The organism is Streptomyces sp. ActVer (assembly GCF_027270795.1).
Taxonomy (GTDB): Bacteria; Actinomycetota; Actinomycetes; order Streptomycetales; family Streptomycetaceae; genus Streptomyces; species Streptomyces umbrinus_A.
Genome location: NZ_JAPWHT010000056.1, coordinates 1 through 25576 on the forward strand (window position 1 = coordinate 1; position 25576 = coordinate 25576).

General features: G+C 67.3%; 23 protein-coding genes and 1 pseudogene. 12 read left to right on the forward strand and 12 right to left on the reverse strand.

The window, feature by feature from the left end; all coding sequences use genetic code 11:
- Window positions 1-815: pseudogene (locus O3Q52_RS12250) on the reverse strand (chromosomal replication initiator protein DnaA); the annotation flags it as partial.
- A 418-nt stretch (window positions 816-1233) separates the two neighbouring features.
- On the opposite strand from O3Q52_RS12250, the gene rpmH reads away from it, so the two are divergent.
- The 9 genes from rpmH to O3Q52_RS12295 all read left to right on the forward strand — a co-directional run bounded on the left by rpmH (window position 1234) and on the right by O3Q52_RS12295 (window position 8291).
- On the forward strand, window positions 1234-1371 hold the full coding sequence (gene rpmH, locus O3Q52_RS12255) for a 50S ribosomal protein L34 (protein ID WP_006381191.1): 138 nt from the start codon (window positions 1234-1236) through the stop codon (window positions 1369-1371).
- 18 nt (window positions 1372-1389) lie between these two features.
- Window positions 1390-1761, forward strand: coding sequence for a ribonuclease P protein component (gene rnpA, locus O3Q52_RS12260; protein WP_079052841.1), 372 nt, complete (start codon window positions 1390-1392; stop codon window positions 1759-1761).
- On the forward strand, window positions 1758-2123 hold the full coding sequence (gene yidD / locus O3Q52_RS12265) for a membrane protein insertion efficiency factor YidD (RefSeq protein WP_055611475.1): 366 nt from the start codon (window positions 1758-1760) through the stop codon (window positions 2121-2123). The genes rnpA and yidD overlap by 4 nt, the downstream gene beginning before the upstream one ends.
- A 3-nt stretch (window positions 2124-2126) precedes the next feature.
- Window positions 2127-3416 (forward strand): membrane protein insertase YidC, encoded by a 1290-nt coding sequence (gene yidC, locus O3Q52_RS12270; RefSeq protein ID WP_269648810.1) that lies wholly within the window; start codon window positions 2127-2129, stop codon window positions 3414-3416.
- Between the two features lie 15 nt (window positions 3417-3431).
- On the forward strand, window positions 3432-3944 hold the full coding sequence (locus O3Q52_RS12275; protein WP_055611477.1) for a R3H domain-containing nucleic acid-binding protein: 513 nt from the start codon (window positions 3432-3434) through the stop codon (window positions 3942-3944).
- Between the two features lie 138 nt (window positions 3945-4082).
- Window positions 4083-4799: a 16S rRNA (guanine(527)-N(7))-methyltransferase RsmG gene (gene rsmG / locus O3Q52_RS12280; RefSeq protein ID WP_269648811.1), complete on the forward strand. Its 717-nt coding sequence runs from the start codon at window positions 4083-4085 to the stop codon at window positions 4797-4799.
- 374 nt (window positions 4800-5173) lie between these two features.
- Entirely contained in the window at window positions 5174-6247 is a 1074-nt protein-coding gene (locus O3Q52_RS12285) for a ParA family protein (protein WP_079052842.1), read from the forward strand.
- Window positions 6244-7347: a ParB/RepB/Spo0J family partition protein gene (locus O3Q52_RS12290; protein WP_269648812.1), complete on the forward strand. Its 1104-nt coding sequence runs from the start codon at window positions 6244-6246 to the stop codon at window positions 7345-7347. Before O3Q52_RS12285 ends, O3Q52_RS12290 begins: the two co-directional genes overlap by 4 nt.
- 326 nt (window positions 7348-7673) lie before the next feature.
- Window positions 7674-8291 (forward strand): GNAT family N-acetyltransferase, encoded by a 618-nt coding sequence (locus O3Q52_RS12295; RefSeq protein WP_189841525.1) that lies wholly within the window; start codon window positions 7674-7676, stop codon window positions 8289-8291.
- A gap of 132 nt (window positions 8292-8423) precedes the next feature.
- Here the strand turns inward: O3Q52_RS12295 and trxA are convergent, their stop codons facing one another.
- From trxA to sigM, 4 genes are all read right to left on the reverse strand, one after another.
- Entirely contained in the window at window positions 8424-8756 is a 333-nt protein-coding gene (gene trxA, locus O3Q52_RS12300) for a thioredoxin (protein WP_143641354.1), read from the reverse strand.
- A gap of 43 nt (window positions 8757-8799) precedes the next feature.
- Window positions 8800-9771: a thioredoxin-disulfide reductase gene (trxB, locus tag O3Q52_RS12305; RefSeq protein ID WP_269648813.1), complete on the reverse strand. Its 972-nt coding sequence runs from the start codon at window positions 9769-9771 to the stop codon at window positions 8800-8802.
- 194 nt (window positions 9772-9965) lie between these two features.
- Window positions 9966-10907, reverse strand: coding sequence for an anti-sigma factor (locus O3Q52_RS12310; protein ID WP_269648814.1), 942 nt, complete (start codon window positions 10905-10907; stop codon window positions 9966-9968).
- On the reverse strand, window positions 10904-11617 hold the full coding sequence (sigM, locus tag O3Q52_RS12315; RefSeq protein WP_269648815.1) for an RNA polymerase sigma factor SigM: 714 nt from the start codon (window positions 11615-11617) through the stop codon (window positions 10904-10906). The genes O3Q52_RS12310 and sigM overlap by 4 nt, the downstream gene beginning before the upstream one ends.
- A gap of 222 nt (window positions 11618-11839) precedes the next feature.
- Between sigM and O3Q52_RS12320 the strand changes: the two genes are divergently transcribed.
- Window positions 11840-12301, forward strand: a complete 462-nt coding sequence (locus tag O3Q52_RS12320) for a hypothetical protein (protein ID WP_143641350.1) — start codon at window positions 11840-11842, stop codon at window positions 12299-12301.
- 80 nt (window positions 12302-12381) lie between these two features.
- A complete protein-coding gene (locus O3Q52_RS12325) occupies window positions 12382-13296 on the forward strand; it encodes a hypothetical protein (protein ID WP_143641349.1) in 915 nt (304 codons plus the stop codon).
- A 204-nt stretch (window positions 13297-13500) separates the two neighbouring features.
- Here O3Q52_RS12325 and O3Q52_RS12330 read toward each other — a convergent pair whose 3' ends face one another.
- The 3 genes from O3Q52_RS12330 to O3Q52_RS12340 all read right to left on the reverse strand — a co-directional run bounded on the left by O3Q52_RS12330 (window position 13501) and on the right by O3Q52_RS12340 (window position 19955).
- Complete coding sequence (locus O3Q52_RS12330) at window positions 13501-15201, reverse strand: protein kinase family protein (RefSeq protein WP_269648816.1); 1701 nt, start codon at window positions 15199-15201, stop codon at window positions 13501-13503.
- A 118-nt stretch (window positions 15202-15319) separates the two neighbouring features.
- Complete coding sequence (gene murJ / locus O3Q52_RS12335) at window positions 15320-17548, reverse strand: murein biosynthesis integral membrane protein MurJ (protein WP_269648817.1); 2229 nt, start codon at window positions 17546-17548, stop codon at window positions 15320-15322.
- Window positions 17549-17594: 46 nt separating this feature from the next.
- Entirely contained in the window at window positions 17595-19955 is a 2361-nt protein-coding gene (locus tag O3Q52_RS12340; RefSeq protein ID WP_269648818.1) for a DUF6049 family protein, read from the reverse strand.
- A 234-nt stretch (window positions 19956-20189) separates the two neighbouring features.
- Here O3Q52_RS12340 and O3Q52_RS12345 point away from each other — a divergent pair, with 234 nt between their 5' ends.
- Window positions 20190-21656, forward strand: a complete 1467-nt coding sequence (locus tag O3Q52_RS12345; RefSeq protein WP_269648819.1) for a CCA tRNA nucleotidyltransferase — start codon at window positions 20190-20192, stop codon at window positions 21654-21656.
- 111 nt (window positions 21657-21767) lie between these two features.
- Here the strand turns inward: O3Q52_RS12345 and O3Q52_RS12350 are convergent, their stop codons facing one another.
- From O3Q52_RS12350 to O3Q52_RS12365, 4 genes are all read right to left on the reverse strand, one after another.
- Window positions 21768-22274, reverse strand: coding sequence for a hypothetical protein (locus O3Q52_RS12350; protein WP_269648820.1), 507 nt, complete (start codon window positions 22272-22274; stop codon window positions 21768-21770).
- Between the two features lie 116 nt (window positions 22275-22390).
- The gene (locus O3Q52_RS12355) at window positions 22391-23656 is read right to left on the reverse strand and encodes an MFS transporter (protein ID WP_269648821.1); all 1266 of its coding nucleotides are present in this window, start codon (window positions 23654-23656) and stop codon (window positions 22391-22393) included.
- Window positions 23657-23734: 78 nt separating this feature from the next.
- A complete protein-coding gene (locus O3Q52_RS12360; RefSeq protein WP_269648822.1) occupies window positions 23735-24817 on the reverse strand; it encodes an inositol-3-phosphate synthase in 1083 nt (360 codons plus the stop codon).
- A gap of 44 nt (window positions 24818-24861) precedes the next feature.
- Window positions 24862-25545, reverse strand: a complete 684-nt coding sequence (locus tag O3Q52_RS12365) for a PadR family transcriptional regulator (protein ID WP_269648823.1) — start codon at window positions 25543-25545, stop codon at window positions 24862-24864.
- Window positions 25546-25576 lie beyond the last annotated feature (31 nt).

Below are 25576 nucleotides of genomic sequence, written 5' to 3' on the forward strand. Positions count from 1 at the left end.
GGGCCCGGGGCGCCACTGGAGGCGGGCAGATTCGAGCCGACGGGTCCGCCGCGGTGGACATGCCCGGTGCCGGGCTGCGACGGCGGCTCGGGACGACGGTCGCGGCGGTCCGGGCGCTGGTCGTAGTCGGAGCGCGGCTGGTCGTACCCGGGCCGCTGCTGCTCGTAGTCGGACCGCTGCTGGTCGTAGGGAGAGCGGTCCGGCGGCTGCTGGCGGTAGTCCTGGGAAGGCGACGCGTACGGATCCCGGTCCGGGAAGCCGAGCCGCTGCTGCTGCCAGCCGTAGTCGTCCTGCGAGGGCCGCGGCCAGGCGCCGGGATCGGGGCGCTGATAGTCGGGGTACGCGGGACGGGCGGTCGGGAGCTGGTCCCCGCGGGGCTGCTGCTGGTCGGGACGGCCCTGCGGGTGGTCGTCCATGTGGTCGTCCGCACGGTGGCGGCCGTACCCCCGGTATCCGTCACGGCCCTGCGCGGAGTGCCGCTCGGGCTCGTCGTAGCGCTGCTGCGACTGCGTGGGCGCCGGCGGGGCCGGACTCTCGCCGACGGAGTCGTCGACGGTGATCGCGATACGGATCGGGCGGCCGCACTCGCGGCTCAGGGTCTCGCTGACGATCGGCGCCAGGCGCCCTTCCAGGACACCCTTCGCGAACTCGTTGGGGACCGCGAGCAGCGCGGTGTCCGCTACGAGTGCCAGCGGCTGGCAGCGCTTGATCCAGTGCTCGTCCTTCGTCTCGACACCCTGCCCACGCCCCTCACCGAGAAGTTGCTCCAATACTCGTGGCCACACTGCGGCAAGATCGGCAGGTACGTCAGCCACAGGGCACGCTCTCTCACGGGTCCCACGAACGTGTGATTCCTGGGACGGATTGGGTTGAAGCTCGGGTGGGCGGGTGGAACGAAGCAGCTGGGGCGGACGGCACGAACCAGATGGAGCAGGGAGAAGGGAACGAACCGGAGTCCAGCCACGGTAGTCAGGGCGACCCATGCGGTTCAAGTTGTTGTCCCCAGGCTGTGGATAGTGTCTCCCGGGCAGCGCTGGTTTGACCGGATGGCGTAGCCGCGCGTACCGTAACCAGGTCGAGTTGTCGATGGCTGCTGCCGCCTGCCTCCGATGGGCACAGATCGCGAAGAGTGATCGGGAAGCGGTGCACTCGGGCGTAAGCGAGCTACTCGTGGGCGCACGGTGACAGCCAAGACGGCACCCCGAAACTACCGATTTCTTCTGGAGCCCCCGAGTGAGCAAGCGCACCTTCCAGCCGAACAACCGTCGTCGCGCCAAGACCCACGGCTTCCGCCTGCGGATGCGCACCCGCGCCGGCCGCGCGATTCTCGCGAACCGTCGTGGCAAGGGTCGCGCCAGCCTGTCCGCCTGATCACCAACAGGTCATGACGTGCTGCCTACCGAGCATCGGCTGAGGCGGCGCGAGGACTTCGCGACCGCGGTACGCCGAGGACGCCGGGCCGGACGCCCGCTTCTCGTCGTTCATCTACGTAGCGGTGCAACGGACCCGCACGCGCCTGGGGAGAGCGCTCCCCCGACGCGTGCGGGTTTCGTTGTCAGCAAAGCCGTCGGCGGGGCCGTCGTACGCAACAAGGTGAAGCGCCGGCTTCGCCATCTGATGCGTGACCGAGTGGCCCTGCTGACCCCCGGTAGCCTGGTAGTCGTACGAGCGCTGCCCGGTGCGGGTGACGCCGACCATGCACAGCTGGCCCGAGACCTGGACGCCGCCCTGGAGCGGCTACTGGGAGGGGGCGCGCGATGAAGTACCCACTGCTGGCTCTCATCAAGCTGTACCAGTGGACCATCAGCCCGTTGCTCGGGCCGGTGTGCAAGTACTACCCGTCGTGCTCCCACTACGGGTACCAAGCCATCGACCGTCACGGTGCGATCAAGGGAACGGCACTCACCGCCTGGCGCATCCTGCGGTGCAACCCGTGGTCGCTGGGCGGTGTGGACCATGTCCCGCCGCGCAAGCGCCCGCGGTGGCACGAAATGCTGCGTAACGCCTGGCGTGCACGCAAGGGCGGGACCTCCGCCGCCGAACCGGCCACCGAGGGGCACGGTATGTCCAACCATCCCTCGAGCCCGGCCGCCGAGACCCCGTCCCATGCTCAAGGAGCCTGATTAGTGGACACGATTGCCAGTATTTTCAGCTTCATCACGACACCCGTTTCCTGGGTCATCGTCCAGTTCCACTCGGTGTACGGCGCCATCTTCGGCCCCGACACGGGCTGGGCCTGGGGCTTGTCCATCGTGTCCCTGGTGATCCTGATCCGTATCTGCCTGATCCCGCTCTTCGTGAAGCAGATCAAGGCGACCCGGGCGATGCAGACGCTCCAGCCCGAGATGAAGAAGATCCAGGAGCGCTACAAGAACGACAAGCAGCGCCAGTCCGAAGAGATGATGAAGCTGTACAAGGAGACGGGTACCAACCCGCTCTCCTCGTGCCTTCCCATCCTGGCGCAGTCCCCGTTCTTCTTCGCCCTGTACCACGTGCTCAACAGCATCGCGTCGAACGACACCATCGGCGTGATCAACGACCGGCTGCTGGAGAGTGCGCAGAAGGCGCACATCTTCGGGGCTCCGCTGGCCGCGAAGTTCACGGACAGCGACGCCAAGGTCCAGGCACTGGGCTCCACGATCACCGACGTGCGTGTCGTCACGGCGATCATGATCGTCCTGATGTCGTTCTCGCAGTTCTACACGCAGCGCCAGCTGATGACGAAGAACGTCGACACGACGGTGAAGACGCCGTTCATGCAGCAGCAGAAGATGCTGATGTACGTCTTCCCGATCATGTTCGCCGTCTTCGGTATCAACTTCCCCGTCGGTGTCCTCGTCTACTGGCTGACCACCAACGTGTGGACCATGGGCCAGCAGATGTACGTCATCCACAACAACCCGACGCCGGGTTCCAAGGCTCAGGCCTCCTACCTGGAGCGCCTGCACAAGCGCGTCACGCAGCACGGCAAGACGCGCGGCCGCGGTGAGAAGGCCATCGTCAAGGCCATCGTGGCCAAGGGCCGCGACCGCAACGATTTCGAGCGCAAGTTCATCAACGGCCTGACCAAGGCGGGCCTGGCGGCCCAGGCCGACGGCACCGTGGTGAAGAGCGAGGCCTCGACGGTGGTCGAGACCGAGGACGGCACCCCGGCGACGGGCGGCGCTGCTCCCAAGCGTCAGCAGCCCAAGCGGCAGAGCAAGTCCCAGCGTCAGTCGGGCGCTGCTCATGGCGGTACCAAGGCGGCGGACGAGTCCGCGCCGAAGACCTCACTCAGCAAGTCCGACGAACCTGAGGACGCCAAGCCCGGCCCCAAGCCGGCGGGCGGCAAGTCCGCGTCCGGTGGCACCCGCAGCAAGGCCCAGTCCGGACAGCGCAAGGGCCCGCAGCGGCCCAAGTCCCCGTCCAAGAAGTAAGAAGGAGTCCATCCCGTGACGGAAGGCACCACCTCCGCTGCCCCTGAGGGTGGCGACACCCTGACCCGCCTGGAGCAGGAGGGCGAGATCGCGGCCGACTACCTCGAGGGTCTGCTGGACATCGCCGATCTCGACGGCGACATCGACATGGATGTCGAGGCCGATCGCGCGGCGGTCTCGATCATCAGCGACTCCAGCGGCCGTGACCTGCAGAAGCTGGTCGGTCGCGACGGTGAGGTCCTGGAAGCCCTCCAGGAGCTCACACGGCTGGCCGTGCACCGGGAGACCGGGGACCGCAGCCGGCTGATGCTGGACATCGCGGGTTACCGCGCCAAGAAGCGCGAGGAACTCTCCGAGCTGGGCGCGAAGGCCGCGGCCGAGGTCAGGAGCTCCGGTGAGCCCGTGAAGATGAAGGCGATGACCCCCTTCGAGCGCAAGGTGGTGCACGACGCGGTCAAGGCCGCGGGCCTGCGCAGTGAGTCCGAGGGCGAGGAGCCGCAGCGCTTCGTCGTCGTGCTCCCCGCCTGATCCAGCACGTCGTTCTCCGGCCCCGTCTGTGTTCGCAGGCGGGGCCGAACTTTGTCAGCCTGATAGTCCCCGATGGTTCCTGATAGTCCTGGTAGTCAGCGCGCAGTGCGCTCAAGCGGTACGGAAGGACGGTTCCCCGTGACGGAGGCAGCGGAGCTTCCCCCTGCGCCCGAGCAGGCCCGGGCGGTATTCGGCGATCGCTTCGCAGACGCGGTTCGTTACGCGGAACTGCTGGCGGACGCCGGAGTGCAGCGGGGTCTGATCGGCCCCCGTGAAGTGCCTCGCCTCTGGGAACGGCACCTGTTGAACTGTGCGGTGCTCTCGGAGGTCGTTCCCGAGAACGTGACGGTGTGCGATGTCGGTTCCGGTGCCGGACTGCCGGGTATCCCGCTCGCCCTCGTCCGCCCTGACCTGAAGATCACGCTTCTTGAGCCCTTGCTGCGGCGGACGAACTTCCTCACCGAGGTCGTCGAGCTGCTCGGTCTCGACCACGTCACCGTCGTCCGTGGCCGCGCCGAGGAGGTCCTTGGCAAGCTGCCTCCGGTCCACGTGGTGACAGCGCGGGCCGTGGCGCCGCTGGACCGCCTCGCGGCCTGGGGCGTGCCGCTGCTGCGTCCGTACGGAGAGATGCTCCTCCTCAAAGGCGACACCGCTGAGGAAGAGGTCAAGAACGCCGGGGCCGCCCTGAGCAAGCTGGGCGCCGTGGATATCTCCGTGCTTCACGTCGGTGAAGGTGTGGTGGATCCTCTCGCCACGGTGGTACGCGTCGAGGTCGGTGAGAGTCCCGGCGGCGTGCGCTTCGCGGCCAAGCGGGCGAAGGCGGCCCGGACGGGGCGGACCCGTAGGCGTCGCTGACCGATTCCCGAGGAGAGCGACTCATTCGGGATGTCTGTTGTCGGGTCGGAGGCTCGTTGACTGATCCGTCCTGACGACGAGACGTACTCCACACAAGCTGCCAAACCTACGCATGCCGGAGTGTCGCGCGGTCGCGGTCGCGCGCGCTGTGCATCGTGTTTCACGTGAAACGTCGCTCACTGCTGCACGGCATCATCAGTCGCGGACGCGCCGCGGCCGAACCCCGCGACCGAAACCCTCTTGGATCCCTGGGATCCTTCGGAAAAAGACCCTCTCGTGGCGGCAATGCGTCCCCCAGAGAGGGCACGGAGTTGTCCACAGAGGTGGATTTCTCCACAGAACAACGGGCCTCGCTGGTTCACGACCCCGAAGACATGGGAGGCTCTGTTCATTGCGAGCCTGAAGTCGAGGAGAGTGAATCCTTGCGGTCCGACGCCAACATCGCGGGACCGATGACCGATCCGGTCCCCGGTCCCCGTACCGAGTCGATGGGGGAGGATGTTTCACGTGAAACACCGCCCCCGATGGACGACACTCCCATCGGTCGTGCTGCCCAACTGGCGGTGGAGGCTCTCGGCCGCGCCGGCGAGGGCCTGCCACGGCCTGACCAAACCCGCGTGATGGTGGTCGCCAACCAGAAGGGCGGGGTGGGCAAGACCACGACCACGGTCAACCTTGCTGCTTCGCTCGCTCTGCATGGTGGGCGCGTCCTGGTGGTCGACCTCGACCCTCAGGGCAATGCCTCCACTGCGCTGGGCATTGACCATCACGCCGAAGTTCCTTCGATCTACGACGTGCTGATCGACAGCAAGCCACTCTCCGAGGTTGTCCAGCCAGTACCTGATGTCGAGGGTCTCTTCTGCGCACCTGCCACGATCGATCTCGCCGGTGCGGAGATCGAGCTGGTGTCCTTGGTGGCACGAGAGAGCCGGCTGGAGCGGGCGATCCAGGCGTACGAGCAGCCGCTGGACTACATCCTCATCGACTGCCCGCCGTCGCTGGGCCTCCTGACGGTCAACGCTCTTGTAGCCGGTGCCGAGGTACTCATCCCGATTCAGTGCGAGTACTACGCGCTGGAGGGCCTGGGCCAGCTGCTGCGCAACGTCGATCTGGTGCGGGGGCACCTCAACCCCAACCTGCATGTATCGACGATCCTGCTCACCATGTACGACGGCCGGACCCGCCTCGCGTCCCAGGTCGCCGACGAGGTGCGCAGCCACTTCGGCGACGAGGTGCTGCGGACGAGCATTCCGCGCTCGGTCCGTATCTCCGAAGCCCCCAGTTACGGTCAGACGGTGCTGACCTACGACCCGGGGTCGAGCGGTGCCCTCTCCTACTTGGAGGCGGCACGAGAGATCGCGCTGCGCGGCGTCGGAGTGGCCTACGACGCGCAGCATGCCCACATGGGCGCACACAACGAACAGAGCATGGTGGAGGGGATCCAGTGAGCGAGCGACGGAGGGGGTTGGGCCGTGGTCTCGGCGCACTGATCCCGGCTGCACCGACAGGAGAGAAGGCGGCACCACCCGCGATGGGCGGCGGGTCCACATCGCCGGGAGCCGTGCCTGTGCTCACCGCAGAGCGCGGGGTGGCGGCGGCCAAGGTGGCCGCACTTCCGGCAGCCCATGTTTCACATGAAACAGAGGAGTCGTCGGCGAGCGTATTCGGGGAGGCTCCGTCGGCACCCGTCGGCGCATACTTCGCCGAGCTGCCGCTCGACTCCATCACCCCGAACCCGCGCCAGCCCCGTGAGGTCTTCGACGAGGACGCTCTCGCTGAACTCGTCACCTCCATCAAGGAGGTAGGCCTTCTCCAGCCCGTCGTCGTACGGCAGATGGGTCCGGCGCGCTACGAGCTCATCATGGGCGAGCGGCGTTGGCGGGCCTGCCGTGAAGCGGGGCTCGAGGCCATCCCGGCGATCGTGCGGGCCACGGATGACGAGAAGCTTCTCCTGGACGCGCTCCTGGAGAACCTGCACCGTGCTCAGCTGAACCCGTTGGAAGAGGCTGCCGCCTACGACCAGCTCCTCAAGGACTTCAACTGCACGCACGACCAGTTGGCCGACCGGATCGGGCGGTCGCGCCCTCAGGTCTCCAACACCCTGCGTCTGCTGAAGCTGTCGCCGTCGGTCCAGCGCCGCGTGGCCGCCGGGGTGCTCTCCGCCGGACATGCGCGAGCCTTGCTCTCCGTGGACGACTCGGAGGAGCAGGACCGACTGGCTCACCGGATCGTGGCCGAGGGGCTCTCGGTGCGAGCGGTCGAGGAGATCGTGACGCTCATGGGGTCGCGGCCGCAGTCGGCCACACGCTCCAAGGGGCCGCGAGCCGGCACGCGGCTCTCCCCGGCGCTGAGCGACCTCGCGACCCGTCTCTCGGACCGCTTCGAGACTCGGGTGAAGGTCGACCTCGGCCAGAAGAAGGGCAAGATCACCGTCGAGTTCGCCTCGATGGACGACCTTGAGCGGATCCTCGGCTCGCTCGCCCCGGGTGAGGGACCGGTTCTGCAGAAGAGCCTCCTGGACGACGACTCCGAGGAGACGGAAGCCTGAGGCCTGGGTCGGCCGGTCGATTACGACCAGCCGACCAGCAGAGCGGGCCGTGTCCGGTGTGTACCGGAACACGGCCCGCTCTTTGCTTTCAGGCGGTATCGATGGAATCGCATCGTGGATACGATGCGTTCGGGTATGGCGCATCCACCTGGCAGCACCTTTATGGGGAGGCGAGGGGCCATGCGAACGGTGAGCCGGACCGGACTGGTGAGCGCGGGCCTGGGGCTCGGCGCGGTCGGCGGGTTCGTCGGCAGCCTGCTCAGGGAACGGAGCGCTCTGACAGCCGCTCGCGACGCTGCGGGCGAGGAAAGTGAGGAACTGCCTTCATGGGGCGCCGGCTCGCACCGCTCACGCTGGACAACCTTCAGGACCTTCCCAAGCGCTGTCGCGCGTGTGTCTTCTGGGAGCTGGACCCAGTCAGCGGTCAGGCCGCGGTAAAGGCAGGAACACCCGAGCTGGAGAAAGAGGCGTGGATCTCCGCCGTCCTGCTCGAATGGGGATCCTGCGGCCGGGTCGTGTACGTGGATGACGTACCGGCGGGCTTCGTGCTCTACGCTCCGCCTGCCTATGTGCCGCGGGCGACTGCCTTCCCCACGAGCCCGGTCTCCCCTGACGCGGTCCAGCTGATGACGGCCTTCATCACCCCTGGCTTTCAGGGACAGGGACTCGGACGCGTGATGGTGCAGACGGTCGCCAAGGATCTGCTCCGGCGGGGCTTCAAAGCGATCGAGGCCTTCGGAGACGCCCGCTGGAAGGAGCCGGCCTGCGTCCTGCCCGCCGACCATCTCCTGGCCGTGGGATTCAAGACGGTCCGGCCGCACCCGACGTACCCGCGACTGCGTCTGGAGCTGCGTACGACGCTCTCCTGGAAGGAAGACGTGGAGTTGGCGCTCGACCGGCTGCTGGGGGCGGTACAGAAGGAGCCGGTGCTGCGCCCGCTGTAGGGCGCGCGCTCTCGGGCCTGTCGGCAAGGCGCCTGCGCCAGTGGCCATACATGCGGATGGGCCAGCCCGTTCGGGCTGGCCCATCCGTGTTTCACGTGAAACATCGCTGCCTGCAGCGGGCGGCTTGCTGAACTACTCGGCGATGAAGTCCTCGAGGTCCCGCACGATCGCGGCCTTCGGCTTGGCACCGACGATGGTCTTGGCGACCTCGCCACCCTGGTAGACGTTCAGGGTCGGGATGGACATGACGCCGTACTTGGCGGCCGTACCCGGGTTCTCGTCGATGTTGAGCTTGACGACCTCGATCTTGTCGCCGTACTCGGCGGCGATCGCCTCGAGGGACGGAGCGATCTGGCGGCACGGACCGCACCAAGCGGCCCAGAAGTCCACCAGGACGGGCTTGTCGCTCTTGAGAACGTCCTGCTCGAAGGAATCGTCGGTCACGTGCTTGAGGGTGCCGGCCACGGCGGGCTCCTTAACTGGTTGGTGCGGTGGGGCGGGAAGGGGGTCAGACAGCGGTCTTCTCGGGCTCCGCGGCGGCCTCGCCGTCCGCGAGGGCAGAGAGGAAGCGCTCGGCGTCGAGAGCGGCGGAGCAGCCGGTGCCGGCCGCGGTGATCGCCTGGCGGTAGGTGTGGTCGACGACGTCGCCGGCGCCGAAGACACCCGTCAGGTTGGTGCGGGTCGAGGGTGCCTCGACCTTGAGGTAGCCCTCCCCGTCCAGGTCGAGCTGGCCCTTGAAGAGCTCGGTGCGCGGGTCGTGGCCGATCGCGATGAACAGGCCGGTGACGGGCAGCTCGGACGTCTCGCCGGTCTTCAGGTTCCGCAGCTTCAGACCGGAGAGCTTCTGGTCGCCCTGGATCTCGGCGACCTCGCTGTCCCAGACGAACTTGATCTTCGGGTCGGCGAAGGCACGCTCCTGCATCGCCTTGGAGGCGCGCAGGGTGTCCCGACGGTGGACGATCGTCACGGACTTGGCGAACCGGGAGAGGAAGGTCGCTTCCTCCATGGCGGTGTCGCCTCCGCCGATCACGGCGATGTCCTGGTCCTTGAAGAAGAAGCCGTCACAGGTCGCACACCAGGAGACGCCACGTCCGGAGAGGGCGTCCTCCTTGGGCAGACCCAGCTTGCGGTGCTGCGAACCCGTGGTGACGATGACCGTCTTCGCCCGGTGCACGGTGCCTGCCGTGTCCGTGACGGTCTTGATCTCACCGCTGAGGTCGACGGCGACAATGTCGTCCGGTACCAGCTCGGCACCGAAGCGCTCGGACTGCGCACGCATGTTGTCCATGAGCTCGGGGCCCATGATGCCGTCCTGGAAGCCGGGGAAGTTCTCCACCTCAGTGGTGTTCATCAGCGCACCGCCTGCGGTGACGGCGCCCTCGAACACCAGCGGCTTAAGCGACGCGCGCGCGGTGTAGAGCGCCGCCGTGTAGCCGGCGGGCCCGGAGCCGATGATGATCACGTTACGGACGTCGCTCACGGGTTGATTCCTCGTCTCTGGAGACTGCTTCGTACGACTGGTGGGAGCTTCTCTCAGAACCCTCACCCCACCCAACGGATCCTAAGGGGCGCGCATTCCCACTGTGTCCGGGCACACGAAGACGCGTCACCGTGCGGGGACGCCAGGGATGACACAGAGGTGCTCAGGACGCTCCGCGGCGGATCCGGGCCGGCTCAGCTCCGCGCGTAGGTGTGCTCCAGCAGAACCTTGCCGACGGAGATCGACGACTTGTCCACACAGGCGGAGTCCACGACGTAGGCCGTGACGCGTGTGGTGTCGGAGACGTCGGGCAGGACCACGAGATACGCCTCCTTGCCCTCGTAGGAACCTTCCTTGAAGGCGAGCGGTTCCGCGTCGCGACCGATTCCCTGTGTGATGCACCCGGGAACCGAGACGGAGGGCGTGTTCAGGATGTGCGGCCCCTCGGTGGACTGGCTGCCGTACGGGTTGGAGGTGCGAGGGCCGCTGTCCTTCTTCTTGTCGGCCTTGGCGAGAAGATCCGCGACCTGGCCCTTGAGCTTGCCCTCAGCGAAGGTATTCGCGGAGTCGCTCTGCTCGGGGGACACCGACGGAGAGTCGTTGTCCGAGGCGTTGTTGCCCAGCGACTGGAACAGCAGACCGCCGAGTCCCAGCGCGGCGGCCGTGAACATGGCGCTCAGGACCGCAGTCCTGCGGCGTGCACGACGCGGGCGGTTCGCGCGGCCCGGGCCGGTGGCCGCGCGAGGGCGTCCCGCGGGACGGTCCGCCGCAGTCGATGTTTCACGTGAAACATGCCTGCCGTCGTCGTCGCCCTCATCGGGCAGCGGGCGCGAAGCGCCGACGGACGCGAGGGCGCCTGTGGCGTCGTCTTCGAGAACCGTGGCATTCAGCAGGGCCTCAGCGGCGAGAGCCGCGTCGATGCGTCCCGCGACATCGTCGGGCATCCGGGGCGGGCCTGGCAGCGTGCCGAGCAGGCCTCGGATCTCCTCCAGCGAGTCGTAGACGTCGGCGCAGAGCGTGCAGTCGACCAGGTGCCGTCGCACGTCCACCGTGCGGGTGGGAGGGAGCAGACCTTCGGTGAGGTCGGAGATCTCCTCGACGTCCGGGTGCCCGGCTTTGTCAGTCGTGGATGTCACGCTCGCCCACCTCCGCCCTTCACAGCAGCTGAATCGCTTGGTCCATCGTGTTCTCCTGCTGCGGGTGGGACGGATGCCCCCTGCGTGCGGTTCCGTCCCTCACCCGACTTCTTGCTCGCTCTGTCGCTCCCGCTGTCCGTACGCAGGTGTTTGAGCAGCGGGAGAAGTCTGGCTCTGCCACGCGCGCAGCGGCTCTTGACCGTGCCGGTCGGCACGTCGAGCAGGCTGGCCGCCTCCGCCACGGGGTAGCCCTGCATGTCCACCAGGACGAGGGCTGCCCGCTGGTCGGGAGGCAGAGTGCCCAGTGCCTCCAACAGCTCGCGGTGCAGATCGTTGCGCTCGGCCGGAGCGGAGGCCGACTCGTGAGGCTCCAGGAGCTGTTCGAGCCGTTCCGTGTCGTCCACGGGGGACGTCTTCCTGGAAGCCGCCTTGCGTGCGCGGTCCAGGCAGGCGTTCACCGTGATCCGGTGCAGCCACGTTGTGACGGCCGACTGGCCTCGGAAGGTGTGGGCGGCCCGGTAGGCGGAGACGAGGGCGTCCTGGACGGCGTCAGCGGCCTCCTCGCGGTCGCCCAGCGTCCGCAGCGCCACCGCCCAGAGCCGATCACGGTGACGCCGCACGATCTCGCCGAAGGCATCGGGATCGCCCTCGACATGACGGGCGAGGAGGTCCTCATCCCTTGCTTCGCCATATCCGGCGCCTTCTGCCATTAGCCCCTCCCTCGGGTCAACCTTACGGACTCAGCCGGAAGAACGCGATGGGTAACGGGTGAGCGCGGAAGCCCTGTTACACGGGAAGCAGGCATGAAAGGTGTGGTGACACACGGCACGTGCGACCGAGAGTACGTTCAAGATTTCCCTACCTTGCCTTGATGATGTAACGCTAATAACTGTATGATCATGATTGTCTCTGTGATCAATGGAGGGGGAAGAATGAAGCTTTTCAAGAGAGTGGCGGCCGTCGGTGTGGCAGCCGTTTCGCTTTCGCTCGTCGCCGTTCCTCAAGCGGGCGCAACGACGTACACGGGGGCTGACTGCAGCGGCGCCTATCCGTGTCTGGTCTTCTACTACAACTCAAACTTCAATGGTTCTGCGGCCAACTTTGTTGGCTACGGAAAGATCAATAACCTGGCTGGCTACAATTTCGCCACGAGTGGTAGCGGCAAGGGGCTTTCGGTCAAAAACAATGCCGCTTCGGCTTTCTTTATCGCGAAGACCACGGACGAGACTGCGGCAATTTACTACAATAGCAATCAGGGCGGATCCTGCGACGAGCTCTGGGCACAGGGCTCCAAGCAGGCTCAGGCGAACCAGCTGCGCAACACCTACAACAACAATGCTTCCCTGAAGATATTCGATGGAAGTCAGTCTTCGGGTATTTGCTACCAGTTCTAGGGAATCCTGAAGAACGGTCGGGTGCCGGACGCGAGCATGATGCGTCCGGCACTTGCTATGTGAACCTCAAAGGAGAATCGATGACAGGAAACAGCACACGAAGGGCGCAGGCAACCATGCTGGCCTGCACTGTGCTCATATGTGTCTCCGGATGTGGAGGGGAGGGAGGGGACTCATCCCCTTCCTCTTCGCCGTCGGTGCCCGAAACCGACTCCAAGACGGTCGGATTGGCTGAAGTCTCACCTCTGGAGGAGTATCTGAAACTTCCCATCGGGGATTACTCGTTCACCCCGCAGCAGATGTACGTGATCTCAAAGGCGGAGAGGAATCTCGCAGGCAGTTGCATGCGGAAGTACGACTTGACATACCGGTCCAAAAGCTCCGATTCTCCTGCCGAGTACATCCCGGGGACAAATCGTCGGTACGGCGTGCTGAACCCTGATGTGGTATCGGAATATGGCTACCACTTTCCCGAGGATTCTGCTGTAAGTGATATCGGTCTTTCTGAGGAGGAAATTGTGGCCCTCAATGGAAGGCCTGGAGGGGATACGGAGGTGAACGGCGTGAAAGTCCCGATAGGTGGCTGCCTGGGCTACGCCAAGGGAGCCCTGCGCGGAAAATATACTTACGAGAAAGGTGCGGAGGTGGCTCGGTCTATTGCTTCGGGAAGCTTTGAGCAGTCTCTCGGCTCGCCCAAGGTAGTGGCGGCGACGAGTGCCTGGTCAGAGTGCATGAAACGGAGTGGGTTGTCGTACAGCACGCCCCTGCAGGCACTCGGAGCGCCCGAGAACTCCAGGAGTAAAATCACGAAGCGTGAGATTTCCGTTGCAAAGGTGGACGTCGACTGCAAGCTTCAAACCGACCTGGTAAAGATCTGGAGCAGTCAGGAATCCGATATCCAAAGGATCATGATCAAAAAAGACCGCAAGGATCTGGATCTGCTCTCCGAAGCTCATCGAAAGATACTGGCAGAAGCCCGCTCTGTCATTCGTTGATCGACCATGAAGCCAGGTCTTGGAACGTGATGGGCACGCGGCTGATGCCCTCGCTCCTGGCAGATGCCGCGACCGGTGTCGAGGATCGCGGCGTCGGGCCACCATCGGTCGATGGCGGTGGCGAAGGTGCGGACTTCGGGGATGCCTGAGTCCGCACACCAAGTCAGGAACTTCCATCGGGCATGTTCGAAGACCCAGGAACCCTCAGCTGGTCACCTTTACGTCAACCGTCCTGCCGCGGTACTTACCGTCGTCCGTCAACGGCAGCTTAGTCAGCCAGACGAGAAGGTAGCGGGTCTTGAGGGACTCGCTGGGCTTGAGTGTCACGTTCGTACCAGAGCCCTCGGCGACCTTGGTGTAACCGGTGAAGGTCTGAGGCTCCGAACCTGTATCCCCTGAGGGGGCGCGAAGCTCCACGGAGGTGTCCCCCACGAAGGAGACCGACACCTTCCCCACCTGCTGGACCTTGCCGAGATCGAGGATGACTCCGAGGCCCTGTTTCAGCCGCCCGAAGTCGGCGCTCTCGTAGAAGTCTGTCTGCCAGTAGGTGCCGGTACTCGTGTCGTAGACCTTGTCCACGTCCGACGGCTTCTCGGATCCGTCACCAAAGGGGTCAAAGTCACGGGCACTGCTGATAGCGACCGGCTTGCTGGTCGTCTTCTTGGAGCCCTTGTCGTTCCCGTCCGTCGGCTGCGTCTGGTCCGTGTCGTCGGACTTGCCGCCACGCTCTATGAGCGCGTCGGCCAACTGCCAGCTGCCGAGACCGAGCGCGGCGATCAGAAGGGCGGACACCGCCCACTTGAGGGCCTTGCCGGTACGGGTCTGTAGCGGAGGCAGGGGAGTCGGCACCGGCTGGGTCGCCCCCGGGTGGGACGAGGGGCGGCCGTAGTTGCCCTGCTGATACGTGGTGCGCTGGTAGTCCGGCGGCGCCGTGAACGCGGGCTCCGGCGGCCGGATGCGAGGCATCTCGCCGACCGCCTTCACCAGTTCCTCCGGCGTGGTGCACGGAGGCTCCTGGCGGGAAGCGGTCGCGCCGTCGTTGACGAGCGCGCGCATCGCGAGCTCTGAAAGACCCCGGTGCACACCCGCCCGTACCTGGTCGGGGGCGATGAGGCCCACGCCCTTGGGCAGTCCGGAGAGGCCGTAGGCGTCGTCCTCGTACGGCCAGCGCTGGGTGAGCGTGGCGTACAGGAGCGCGCCGATCGCCTCCGTGTCGGTGCGTTGGGGGGTGTCGGAGCTGATGCCGCGCAGCGCCGCGTTCACGGCGAGGCCGCGGATGCGCCACTGCCCGGACGAGGTGCGCAGCACGGCGCCAGGGGTCAGCTTCAGATGCGCCAGCCCCTCACGGTGTGCGGCGGCCATCGCCTGGGAGACCTGGCTGACCATCTGGTACGCCTCGTGCACCTCCAGCGGGCCGGCGGCCAGGAGCGCTGTCAGCTCCGTGGCATCCGGCAGCCACTCGTGCACCACATAGACGAGGTCGTTCTCCTCGACCGCGTCCAGGACCTGGACGAACCGGGGATCGCCCAGGAGGGCGGAGGAACGAGCCGCCGCCAAAACGGAGCGCGCTCGTGGATGGTCGGCGGGCAGCAAGTGCACACCGACGGCGCGGCGGAGTTTCTCGTCCACCGCACGCCAACTGCTGAAACCGTCCACACGGGTGACGCACTCTTCCAGGCGGTAGCGTCTGGCGAGTTTGTGACCGCTGTGCAGCTCGGGCGGCGAGGTCCTGCCAGGGCTCTCGTTCCCCCCGCTCCCCTGTTCCTCTTCGCTCTCCGAGCTGTCCGTGTCCCGCTCCCGGTTCTGGGCCACCCCGTCGGCCGTGGACTGGTCCGCCTTCGCGGTCAGCGGCTCGTCGCCGCTGTTGTCTGCCACGTCGACGGCAGCCGTGCTCCGTTCCACCACCGTCGTTCCTGCCTCCCCATCCATTGCGCGCTGTCCGACGCCAAAGCCAATTGTGCCCACAGTCCGCCCCTATGCACGACACGCGGTCGCGCACGATGGTTGTGCGCCTACCCCCGTCTCAGCGCCCAAGGCGCCCGCGGACCATGCCGACCATTCCGTTCAGCTCCTCGATGCGCATCCGCCGCGCCGCGACGTAGAAGACACCGAGCAGTACGACACCACCGCCGAGCAGGGAGGCGAACGAGCCGCCGACGCCCTGTCCCAGTGTGTGGCCGATTCCGTAGCAGGCCGCACCACTGAGCAGTGCGGCCGGCACCGACGCGATACCGAGCCGTGCGTAGGTGCGCAGAACCCGGCCACCGTCCAGGTCGCCGCCCAGCCGCTTGCGCAGCCGGCTCCACGCGACCCCGACGCCGATCGCGTAGGCAAGACCGTACGACGCGGCCATGCCCGCCACCGCCCAGCGGGGGGGAAGCAGGAAGAAACAGAGGGCCGAGGCCCCGGCGTTGACGGCGGCCACGATGACCGTGTTGTAGAAGGGGGTCCGGGTGTCCTCGTACGCGTAGAAGGCGCGCAGCACTACGTACTGCACCGAGTACGGGATCAGGCCCAGGCCGAAGGCCATCAGCATGTAGCCCATGTTCGTCGCCTCGCTGGTCCCGGAGGAGCCGAACATCAGCGTGCACATAGGGATGCCGAGCGCGACGAAGCCGAAGGAGATCGGCACGATCGCCACGGCGGTCGTACGCAGCCCCTGGGAGATGTCGTCGCGGACCGCGCCGCTGTCGCCCTCATGGGCCGAACGCGAGAGCCGCGGCAGCAGTGCCGCCATCAGGGAGACCGTGATGATCGCCTGCGGGAGACCCCAGATGAGCTGGGCGTTGGCGTAGGCCGCGAAGCCGGTGCCGTCGACCGGTGAATCCTTGCCCGCCGCGGTGGACAGCTGGGTCACGACGATCGCGCCTGCCTGGTTGGCGAGGACGAAGAGCACCGTCCACTTGGCGAGCATCGCGGCCTTGCCGAGCCCGTGGCCCTTCCAGTCGAAGCGCAGCCGCAGCCGGAATCCGGTCTCCCGGAGGTACGGGATCATCGCGAGAGCCTGGACCACGAGGCCGAGGAGAACGCCGATGCCGAGCAGCCGCTCGCCCTCCGGCGGAATCGTCGAAGCCTTCATGCCGGAGTTCTCCGCGGTGCCGTACACCCAGATGAACAGGCCGAGCGTCACGATGATGACGACGTTGTTGAGGACCGGGGTCCACATCATCGCGCCGAACTTTCCGCGCGCGTTCAGGATCTGGCCCATCACCACGTGGATGCCCATGAAGAAGATCGTGGGCAGGAAGTAACGGGCGAAGGTGACAGCGACGTCGTTGGCCGCAGCGTCTCCGGCGACCGGCGTCGACAGCACGCGGACCAGGAACGGAGCGGCGAGCACCGCGAGCACGGTGAGCGCGCCGAGAACCACGACGACGAGGGTCAGCAGCCGGTTGGCGAATGCCTCACCACCGTCCTCGTCGTCCTTCATGGCGCGCACCAGTTGCGGTACGAAGACGGAGTTGAGGCCGCCGCCGACGGTCAGGATGTAGATCATCGTCGGCAGCTGGTAGGCGACCTGGAAGGTGTCGCCGAGGAGGCCGACGCCCAGCGCCGCGACGATCAGTGCGGAGCGGATGAAGCCGGTGAGGCGGGACACCATGGTGCCCGCCGCCATGACCGCACTGGACTTCAGCAGACCGGACGCACGGCCACCGGACTTCTTCGCGGCCGCCGGCGCGGGTGCGGGCGGGGGCGTCGAAGGCGGCTCGGCGGCCGGAGCCGGTTCCGGCGTAGGAGACGGCACGCTGGGCGGACCCCCCGCGGGCGGGTATGCGCCGCCCTGCTGCTGGTCCCGGAAGAGATGAGCGAAGGCGTCCGGCTCATGGCGCTGCTCGCCGGCCTGGGTCACCAGGTCGTCGACGCCCACGAACTGGGTCGTACGGGGGTCGTCACCGTACGGCAGGTACTGGGTGGGGCCCTCCGGCTCGGGGGCAGGGGTCTGGGCCCACACGCGCGGGTCGGGGGCGTACGGGGACTGGGGCGGCTGAGCGTAGAGCGGGGGCTGCGGCTGGTAGGTGCCGGGCGGCGGCGGGGGATGCGCGGCGCGGTCGTAGAGGGCCTCGGTGACGGGGTCCTGGGCGGCGAGATCCTGCGCCCGGTAGGGGTCCTGAGCGTAGGCGTCCTGGAGGTACACGTCGGGTGCGGGCTGCGGAGGCACCTCGCCGGGCTCCGGCGGGCCCTGCGGCGGGTCGTCGGGGTAGCCGGAGCCGCCCGCGCCCTGACCGCGGTCACCGTCGTACGGCGCGTTCATGGTTACCCCACCTCATCGTCCCCGGGCCCACCGGCCGCGACATCGCTCAACGGTCCACTCTCTCACCAGTGCCGGACGGGTCCGTGATTTCCGATGCGGTGTCCGGTGAACGGTCACTCGGGTGCTCCGGCTCGTGTGCCCCCGACTCGGCTTCGGATGCTTCGGGAGCGTCCTCGTCCTCGCCGTCCGTTTGGGCGTTCTGGGACTCCTGCGTGGCCTGGCGGGCGGCCGCGCGCTTGCGCTGCGTGTACATCCGGAACCCGGCGAGCACGAGCAGCAGGACACCACCGGCGATGACAAGCATCACCGTGGCGGTGATCTCGGTGACCTTCACGTCGAAGGCGACTTCGGGACCGTACGGCCGGCCGTCCTCCGTGAACAGCTGGGCGACGACTCCCGCCCGGCCGTTGGCGTGGGCGTTGGTGGTGAACTTCACCGACTGGCTGTGCCCGCCCGAGACAGCGACGGGCTGTTCGTCGTAGGCGCCGTCGCCGATGCTGAGGCGGCTCGGCTGGGTCGAGGTCAGGCGTAGCGTCAGGTGATCGACGCCCTGGACGAGGTTGTTCTGGACCGTCACGGGGATCGTGGCGCTGCGGCCCGACAGCTTCGCCTCGGACTTCTCGATCAGTCCGACGCTCTCGGTGAGCCGGGTGAGGTACGCCTCCACACCGTCGCGGTAGAGCGTCGCATCGGTGCTACGGCCGCGCCAGGAGGTGGACATCGACCTGTCCATGGCCCGTCCGAAGGGGGTGACCACGCGGGACTTGTCCGCGAGGATCACCTGGAAACTGTCGAGGTCGTCCTGTGTGCGCTCGATCTGATCGAAGGCCGTCTGCGGCAGCTCCTGCTTGCGCAGCGACGAGGGGTACGACGCCGCCGACGGGACCCGTGTGGTAGCGCCCGCGTCCGGCTTGGCCTTGGTGGCCGCGGACAGGTCCGCCGACTGCGACCAGTTTCCGTCCTGGAGCGCCGTCAGCGCCTGTGCCATCGCCTGGGCCTGGCTGGCGGTCGGCATGCGCTGTGGTGCGACCACGACGCTGCGCTGCTTGGCCGGGACCTGGAGCGAGAACATCAGGCTCTGGGCGAGGAACTTCTGCACGGCAAGCGTGGAGTTGCCCGCCACCGTCATGTCGCCCTGGAACGCCGTCGACAGACGGGCGTCCGCGACCACCGCGGTGGTGCCGCCGCCGATCGGACGCGCCGCGGAGGGCGTGTACGGCAGGCTTCCGGCCTCCTTGAGGCTGTCGCTGCGGGCGATCACCGTGTCGGCCCCGGCGGAGGTGGCGACCTTGACGATCGAGGGGTCGATCGCGCCGTTCGCGGGCCAGGCGTAGTCCGTGCTGGGTGTCACGTGGAGGATCGACTCCACCGTCGTCGCGGCCACCGTGGTGGCGTCCTTGAGACGGCTGAGCGACCCGGTGGCGGTCTTTCCGTTGTGGGCCAGCGACGCCAGGTCCGGGTCGGCGAAGGGAAGGGCGACGACTTCCTCGTTCTCGACCGTGTTCTCCAGCTCGGAGAGCCACTGCTTGGCCACCGCCTGGTGCGTGCCAGCCGTGGTCGTCGTGCTGGAGCCGTTCACCTGGACGCGGTAGCTGCGGGTCATCGCGTCGACGGACGCCAGCAGATCCGGGTCGACGACCCAGGTGACGTCGAGGTTCTTGCCGAGCGCGAGGAGCTGCTGCAGACGCCCTCCGGGGGCGATCTCCGCGGCCAGGTCGTCGTCCTTGAAGACGGGGGTCTGCTGCTCGTTCGAACCCGTCTCGGCCGTCATGTGGGAGGTGGAGATGAGCGGCCAGAGGTATGTGGTGCGGGTCTTCGTGTCCGCCGCGTCGGGCTGCCACGGCAGGAAGGTCCGCTCGATGCCGAGGATCTGGTCGTACGCCGCGGCGGCGGTCCGTCCGGTGAGCGTGACACCGAGCTGGTAGACGCCGTCGGAGGAGAGGGGCAGCTTGTCGACGGGGACGGAGATGCTGAAGGTCTGCGGGACACCCGGCGCCAGCTTGGAGAACTTCGCGACGTACTTGCCGCCGACGTCCGTGCCCGCGTACGGGTTGCTCTGTGCGGCGTCGTCGATCGCCGAGCGACCGCCCATCGTCGGGCCCACCCGGAGACCGACGTGCGCGTCGGTGATCGTCTGCTTGCCCTTGTTGACGATCCGGCCGGAGACGGTGAGCGTGTCCCCGTCGGAGGGCACGCGGGGGCTGAGTGTGTCCAGGGAGACATCGACCGTACGGGAGCCGGAGACCTCCGCTGCGGCGCTTCGCTCGGCCGCTTGCGCGGGCGGCGCCACGGGCAGCTGGCAGAAGCCGGCCAGCAGGGGAGCCGCGGCCAGCAGCGCCCCGGTGCGCCGCAGCCAGCGGCGGGCAGGTGAGGGAGTCATCCCCTGGAAGTCTGCCGCCTCGGCCACGCGCTCGCCCGTCCCTCGTCGTCGTCAGTGGTCGTCGGAATGTGCGTCCACGCATGGTAACGATGCGCGCTGAGGGTAAGTGCCGCGGTCCGGTCCACAAGATCGGGGACGGGACCGTGCTGTCCCACTATGTCTGCCTATCAGTGGCGAGGCCTCCGCAGGGACGGGGGAAGGTGTCCGTGCACGTTTAATGGAGGCGCCCGCGGGGGTCCGGGCCACGTACCCTTTTCTGTTGTGCCGAACGCCAACGAAGACAATCCCAGTGCCCTGAATCAGGTGCAGAGCCGCGCGGTGAGCGAACTGCTGCGGGTGTCCCCCGTCGCCGATGAGCTCGCCCGCCGTTTCCAGGAGGCCGGGTTCTCCCTCGCCCTCGTCGGCGGCTCGGTCCGGGATGCCCTCCTCGGCCGGCTCGGCAACGACCTGGACTTCACGACCGACGCCCGGCCCGAGGACGTACTGAAGATCATGCGGCCCTGGGCGGACGCCGTGTGGGAGGTCGGGATCGCCTTCGGCACGGTCGGCGGGCAGAAGGACGCCCGCGTCGGAGACGTCAGCCAGAGCTTCCAGATCGAGGTGACGACCTACCGTTCGGAGGCGTACGACCGGACCTCGCGCAAGCCCGAGGTCTCGTACGGCGACTCGATCGAGCAGGACCTGGTGCGCCGTGACTTCACGGTGAACGCGATGGCCGTGGCGCTCCCCGAGAAGGAGTTCATCGATCCGCACGGCGGGCTCGACGATCTTGCCGCGCGTGTTCTGCGGACTCCGAGCACACCCGAGGCCTCCTTCTCCGACGACCCGCTGCGGATGATGCGGGCCGCGCGGTTCGCCGCGCAGCTCGACTTCGAGGTGGCGCCGGACGTCGTCGCGGCGATGAAGGCCATGTCCGAGCGCATCGAGATCGTCTCCTCCGAGCGCATGCGCGACGAGCTGAACAAGCTGGTTCTGTCCGCGCACCCGCGGAAGGGACTGACGCTGCTCGTCGACACCGGGCTCGCCGACCGGGTACTGCCCGAGCTGCCCGCGCTGCGCCTGGAGAGGGATGAGCACCATCGGCACAAGGACGTCTACGACCACACGCTGATCGTCCTGGAGCAGGCGATGGCGCTGGAGGAGGACGGTCCCGACCTGACGCTGCGCCTGGCCGCACTGTTGCATGACATCGGCAAGCCGCGGACGCGTCGTTTCGAGGACGACGGCCGGGTCTCCTTCCACCACCACGAGGTGGTGGGCGCCAAGATGACCAAGAAGCGGATGACCGAGCTCAAGTACTCCAACGAGCTCGTGAAGGATGTCTCGCGTCTGGTCGAGCTGCACCTGCGCTTCCACGGTTACGGCACCGGGGAGTGGACGGACTCCGCGGTCCGCCGGTACGTGCGGGATGCGGGCCCGCTCCTCGACCGCCTCCACAAGCTGACCCGCTCGGACTGCACGACGCGCAACAAGCGCAAGGCCACCGCGCTCTCCCGTGCGTACGACGGCCTGGAGGAGCGCATCGCCCAGCTTCAGGAGCAGGAGGAGCTGGACGCGATCCGGCCCGACCTCGACGGCAACCAGATCATGGAGGTCCTGGGCGTCGCGCCCGGCCCGGTCATCGGGCAGGCCTACAAGTTCCTGCTGGAACTGCGCCTGGAGAACGGACCGATGGAGCACGACGCAGCGGTGTCGGCGCTCAAGGAGTGGTGGGCCGCACAGAACTGAGGGCGCGCGGCGGGTCATGTTTCACGTGAAACATGACCCGCTCTCCCGGGCCCGGACATGACGAGGGGCGTTGTTTCACGTGAAACAACGCCCCTCGCGTCCGCACCGCTCCTACTTGTTGTCTGCCAGGCAGAGCACGAAGGAGTCGGACCCTTCCTTCCAGGAGAGAGCCGCAGTGGTGCCCTGAACGGACTGGCAGGCGAGCTGCGCCAGGCTGGAGCCGTCCTTCTTCGCCAGAACCTTGTGGGTCGCCTTCGAGTCGCTGCAGTCGAGCTTCTCGACCGTGGCGTTGGAGTCGGAGCCCGTGTTGCGCAGGCAGTCGCCTGCCTGGAGCTTCGTGGCGTCGTCGCCACCGAAGAAGTAGGTGCCGGCGGCTATGGACAGCGCGGCCACGGGGATGATGAACCGCAGGTACTTCTTGAAGCCGCTACGCGCCGGAGCGGCCGGCGGCGGAACCGGCGCACCCTGGTTGAAGTACGGGGACGGAGACTGCTGCGGGTCTCCGGGCTGCGGCTGGCCGTACGGGTTCCCACTCGGGGGCTGCCCGTAGGGGTTCTGGCCCTGAGGCGGCTGCCCCTGTGCGAACGGGTTCTGGCCTTGGGGCGGCGGAGTGGTCACTTTGAGGGTCCCCCTCGGACGTAGGAGCGCGTGGCGCGAAATAAGACGCACGTAAGCTACCGGCCGCCACTGACAACTCTGTAGCCCACAGGGGCTCTGTGGCATTGATGTGACACTTACTGCCGTTCAAAGCGGGCCATAGCCGCAGCAACTGCCCCGTAGATAACGGCCACCGTGACCACCAGCGGGGCTGAGCGGCCGTCAGGAGGCAGCATCAGCGCGGCCACCGCGGCGGCGCCGACGAAGGCCACGTTGAACAGAACGTCGTAGACGGCGAAGATCCGGCCACGAAAGCCGTCGTCGACGGAGGACTGGACCACGGTGTCCGTGGCGATCTTCGCTCCCTGGGTGGTCAGGCCGAGGACGAAGGCCGCGACCAGTATGGGAACTTCGGCGAACGGCAGCCCGAGCGCCGGCTCCAGGACCGCGGCGGATGCGGCGCAAGTGATGATCCAGCCGCTGGGCCCGAGCCGGCCGACCGCCGCCGGGGTCAGTACCGCCGCGGCGAAGAAGCCCGCTCCGGAGATCCCCACGGCCAGGCCCAGGAGGGCGAGCCCGTCGTCGTCCGAGCCCGACGACCAGGCGTACCGGCAGAGCATCAGCACCATGACCGTCAGGGCGCCGTAGCAGAACCGCATCAGCGTCATCGCGGCCAGGGCCCGGGCGGCCTCCCGTCGTGCGGGCTCGGCAAGATGACGTACGCCTGATGTCAGGCCGTGTGCCGTGCCGACCAGTGCCGCCTTCAACCGTGGATGCACCAACTCCCGGTCGGGTCCCAGAAGTTCCGGTGCCAGACGCAGCGAGGCGAGTGCGGAGCACACGTAGAGGGCCGCTCCGACGAGGACCACCGCCGCATCGGAGTCCGAGGCGACCAGGCGGACGACGAAGGCGAGTCCGCCGCCGACGGTCGCGGCGAGCGTTCCGGCCGTGGGCGACAGCGAGTTGGCCATCACCAGGCGCTCGGAGTCGACGACCCGAGGCAGTGCGGCGGACAGGCCCGCCAGGACGAACCGGTTGACCGCGGTCACACACAGGGCGGACACGTAGAAGAGCCAGTCCGGCACGCCGCTCAGCATGAGGACGGCCGTCAGGGCGGCCAGCACCGCCCGCAGCAGGTTTCCGTAGAGGAAGACCTGGCGGCGCCGCCAGCGGTCCAGCAGGACGCCGGCGAAGGGGCCGACGAGGGAGTACGGGAGCAGCAGGACCGCCATGGCAGAGGCGATCGCCGCCGCCGAGGTCTGCTTCTCCGGTGAGAAGACGACGTACGTGGCGAGCGCGACCTGATAGACGCCGTCGGCACCCTGCGACAACAGCCGGACGGCGAGCAGACGCCGGAAGTTCCCGAAGCGCAGGAGGACGCGCAGGTCACGCACGACAGCCATGGGGCACAGCCTCACATACGAGGAGGGTCCCCGGGCTTGCGACCCGGGGACCCTCAACAGAGCGGTACATCAAGCGTTTTAGCGCTCGACCTCGCCCTTGATGAACTTCTCGACGTTGTCGTATGCCTCGTCGTCGAAGTACTGGACCGGCGGCGACTTCATGAAGTAGCTCGACGCGGAGAGGATCGGGCCGCCGATGCCACGGTCCTTGGCGATCTTCGCGGCGCGCAGGGCGTCGATGATGACACCCGCCGAGTTCGGGGAGTCCCAGACCTCGAGCTTGTACTCCAGGTTCAGCGGGACGTCACCGAAGGCACGGCCCTCGAGGCGGACGTACGCCCACTTGCGGTCGTCCAGCCAGGCCACGTAGTCCGAGGGACCGATGTGGACGTTCTTCGCGCCCATGTCGCGGTCCGGGATCTGCGAGGTGACGGCCTGCGTCTTCGAGATCTTCTTGGACTCGAGGCGGTCGCGCTCCAGCATGTTCTTGAAGTCCATGTTGCCGCCGACGTTGAGCTGCATCGTGCGCTCAAGGCGGACACCGCGGTCCTCGAACAGCTTCGCCATCACACGGTGCGTGATGGTGGCGCCGACCTGCGACTTGATGTCGTCGCCGACGATCGGGACGCCCGCCTCGGTGAACTTGTCCGCCCACTCCTTGGTGCCGGCGATGAAGACCGGCAGAGCGTTGACGAAGGCGACCTTGGCGTCGATGGCGGCCTGGGCGTAGAACTTCGCCGCGTCCTCGGAGCCGACGGGCAGGTAGCAGACGAGGACGTCGACCTGCTTGTCCTTGAGGATCTGGACGACGTCGACCGGGGCCTCGGCGGACTCCTCGATGGTCTCGCGGTAGTACTTGCCGAGACCGTCGTAGGTGTGACCGCGCTGGACCGTGACGCCCTTGCTCGGGACGTCGCAGATCTTGATGGTGTTGTTCTCGCTGGCACCGATGGCGTCCGAGAGGTCGAGGCCGACCTTCTTCGCGTCGACGTCGAAGGCGGCGACGAACTCGACGTCACCCACGTGGTAGTCGCCGAACTGGACGTGCATCAGGCCGGGCACCTTGGACGCCGGATCGGCATCCTTGTAGTACTCGACGCCCTGTACCAGCGAGGCGGCGCAGTTGCCCACGCCGACGATGGCTACGCGAACCGAACCCATTCCGGTTGCTCCCTGTGTGTACTCGGTGAAGCCCCGAGGGGACTTCACGTGGCAGTGTCATCGGACGGATCCGGCCCGGGAACGTCCCCGGGCCGGGGCAGGCCGCCCGACTCCCCAGATGTGCTGTCCTGCTGAGCGGAGCCGTCCGATCCGGGACGTTGCTGGTCCCGTCCGGCCCGCTCGCTCTCGATGAGCTCGTTCAGCCAGCGCACTTCGCGCTCCACGGACTCCATTCCGTGGCGCTGGAGCTCAAGGGTGTAGTCGTCGAGGCGCTCCCGAGTGCGTGCCAGAGAGGCACGCATCTTCTCCAGGCGCTCCTCGAGACGGCTGCGGCGGCCCTCGAGGACCCGCATCCGTACGTCCCGTGACGTCTGGCCGAAGAAGGCGAAGCGAGCGGCGAAGTGCTCGTCCTCGTACGCGTCGGGACCCGTCTGCGAGAGCAGGTCCTCGAAATGTTCCTTACCTTCGGCCGTCAACCGATAGACGATCTTGGCGCGACGCCCTGAGAGTGGCGCCGCGAGCGCGTCCTCGGTGGTGTTCCCCGGCTCTTCGATCAACCAGCCGCTGGCGACCAGCGTCTTGAGGCAGGGGTAGAGCGTCCCGTAGCTGAACGCACGGAACACACCCAGTGACGTATTGAGGCGTTTGCGCAGCTCATAGCCGTGCATCGGGGACTCGCGGAGCAGGCCGAGGACGGCGAACTCGAGGATCCCGGAACGCCGGCTCATCGTCGCCTCCTCTCTGCCGCGGTCTTGCCGT

Excerpts from the sequence above, each read along its gene's own strand:
- yidD (WP_055611475.1), top strand. The coding sequence starts at position 1,758 with ATGAAGTACCCACTGCTGGCTCTCATCAAGCTGTACCAGTGGACCATC.
- O3Q52_RS12285 (WP_079052842.1), top strand. The coding sequence starts at position 5,174 with ATGGGAGGCTCTGTTCATTGCGAGCCTGAAGTCGAGGAGAGTGAATCC.
- O3Q52_RS12295 (WP_189841525.1), top strand. The coding sequence starts at position 7,674 with ATGGGGCGCCGGCTCGCACCGCTCACGCTGGACAACCTTCAGGACCTT.
- sigM (WP_269648815.1), bottom strand. The coding sequence starts at position 11,617 with ATGGCAGAAGGCGCCGGATATGGCGAAGCAAGGGATGAGGACCTCCTC.
- O3Q52_RS12320 (WP_143641350.1), top strand. The coding sequence starts at position 11,840 with ATGAAGCTTTTCAAGAGAGTGGCGGCCGTCGGTGTGGCAGCCGTTTCG.
- O3Q52_RS12325 (WP_143641349.1), top strand. The coding sequence starts at position 12,382 with ATGACAGGAAACAGCACACGAAGGGCGCAGGCAACCATGCTGGCCTGC.
- murJ (WP_269648817.1), bottom strand. The coding sequence starts at position 17,548 with ATGAACGCGCCGTACGACGGTGACCGCGGTCAGGGCGCGGGCGGCTCC.
- O3Q52_RS12355 (WP_269648821.1), bottom strand. The coding sequence starts at position 23,656 with ATGGCTGTCGTGCGTGACCTGCGCGTCCTCCTGCGCTTCGGGAACTTC.
- O3Q52_RS12360 (WP_269648822.1), bottom strand. The coding sequence starts at position 24,817 with ATGGGTTCGGTTCGCGTAGCCATCGTCGGCGTGGGCAACTGCGCCGCC.
- O3Q52_RS12365 (WP_269648823.1), bottom strand. The coding sequence starts at position 25,545 with ATGAGCCGGCGTTCCGGGATCCTCGAGTTCGCCGTCCTCGGCCTGCTC.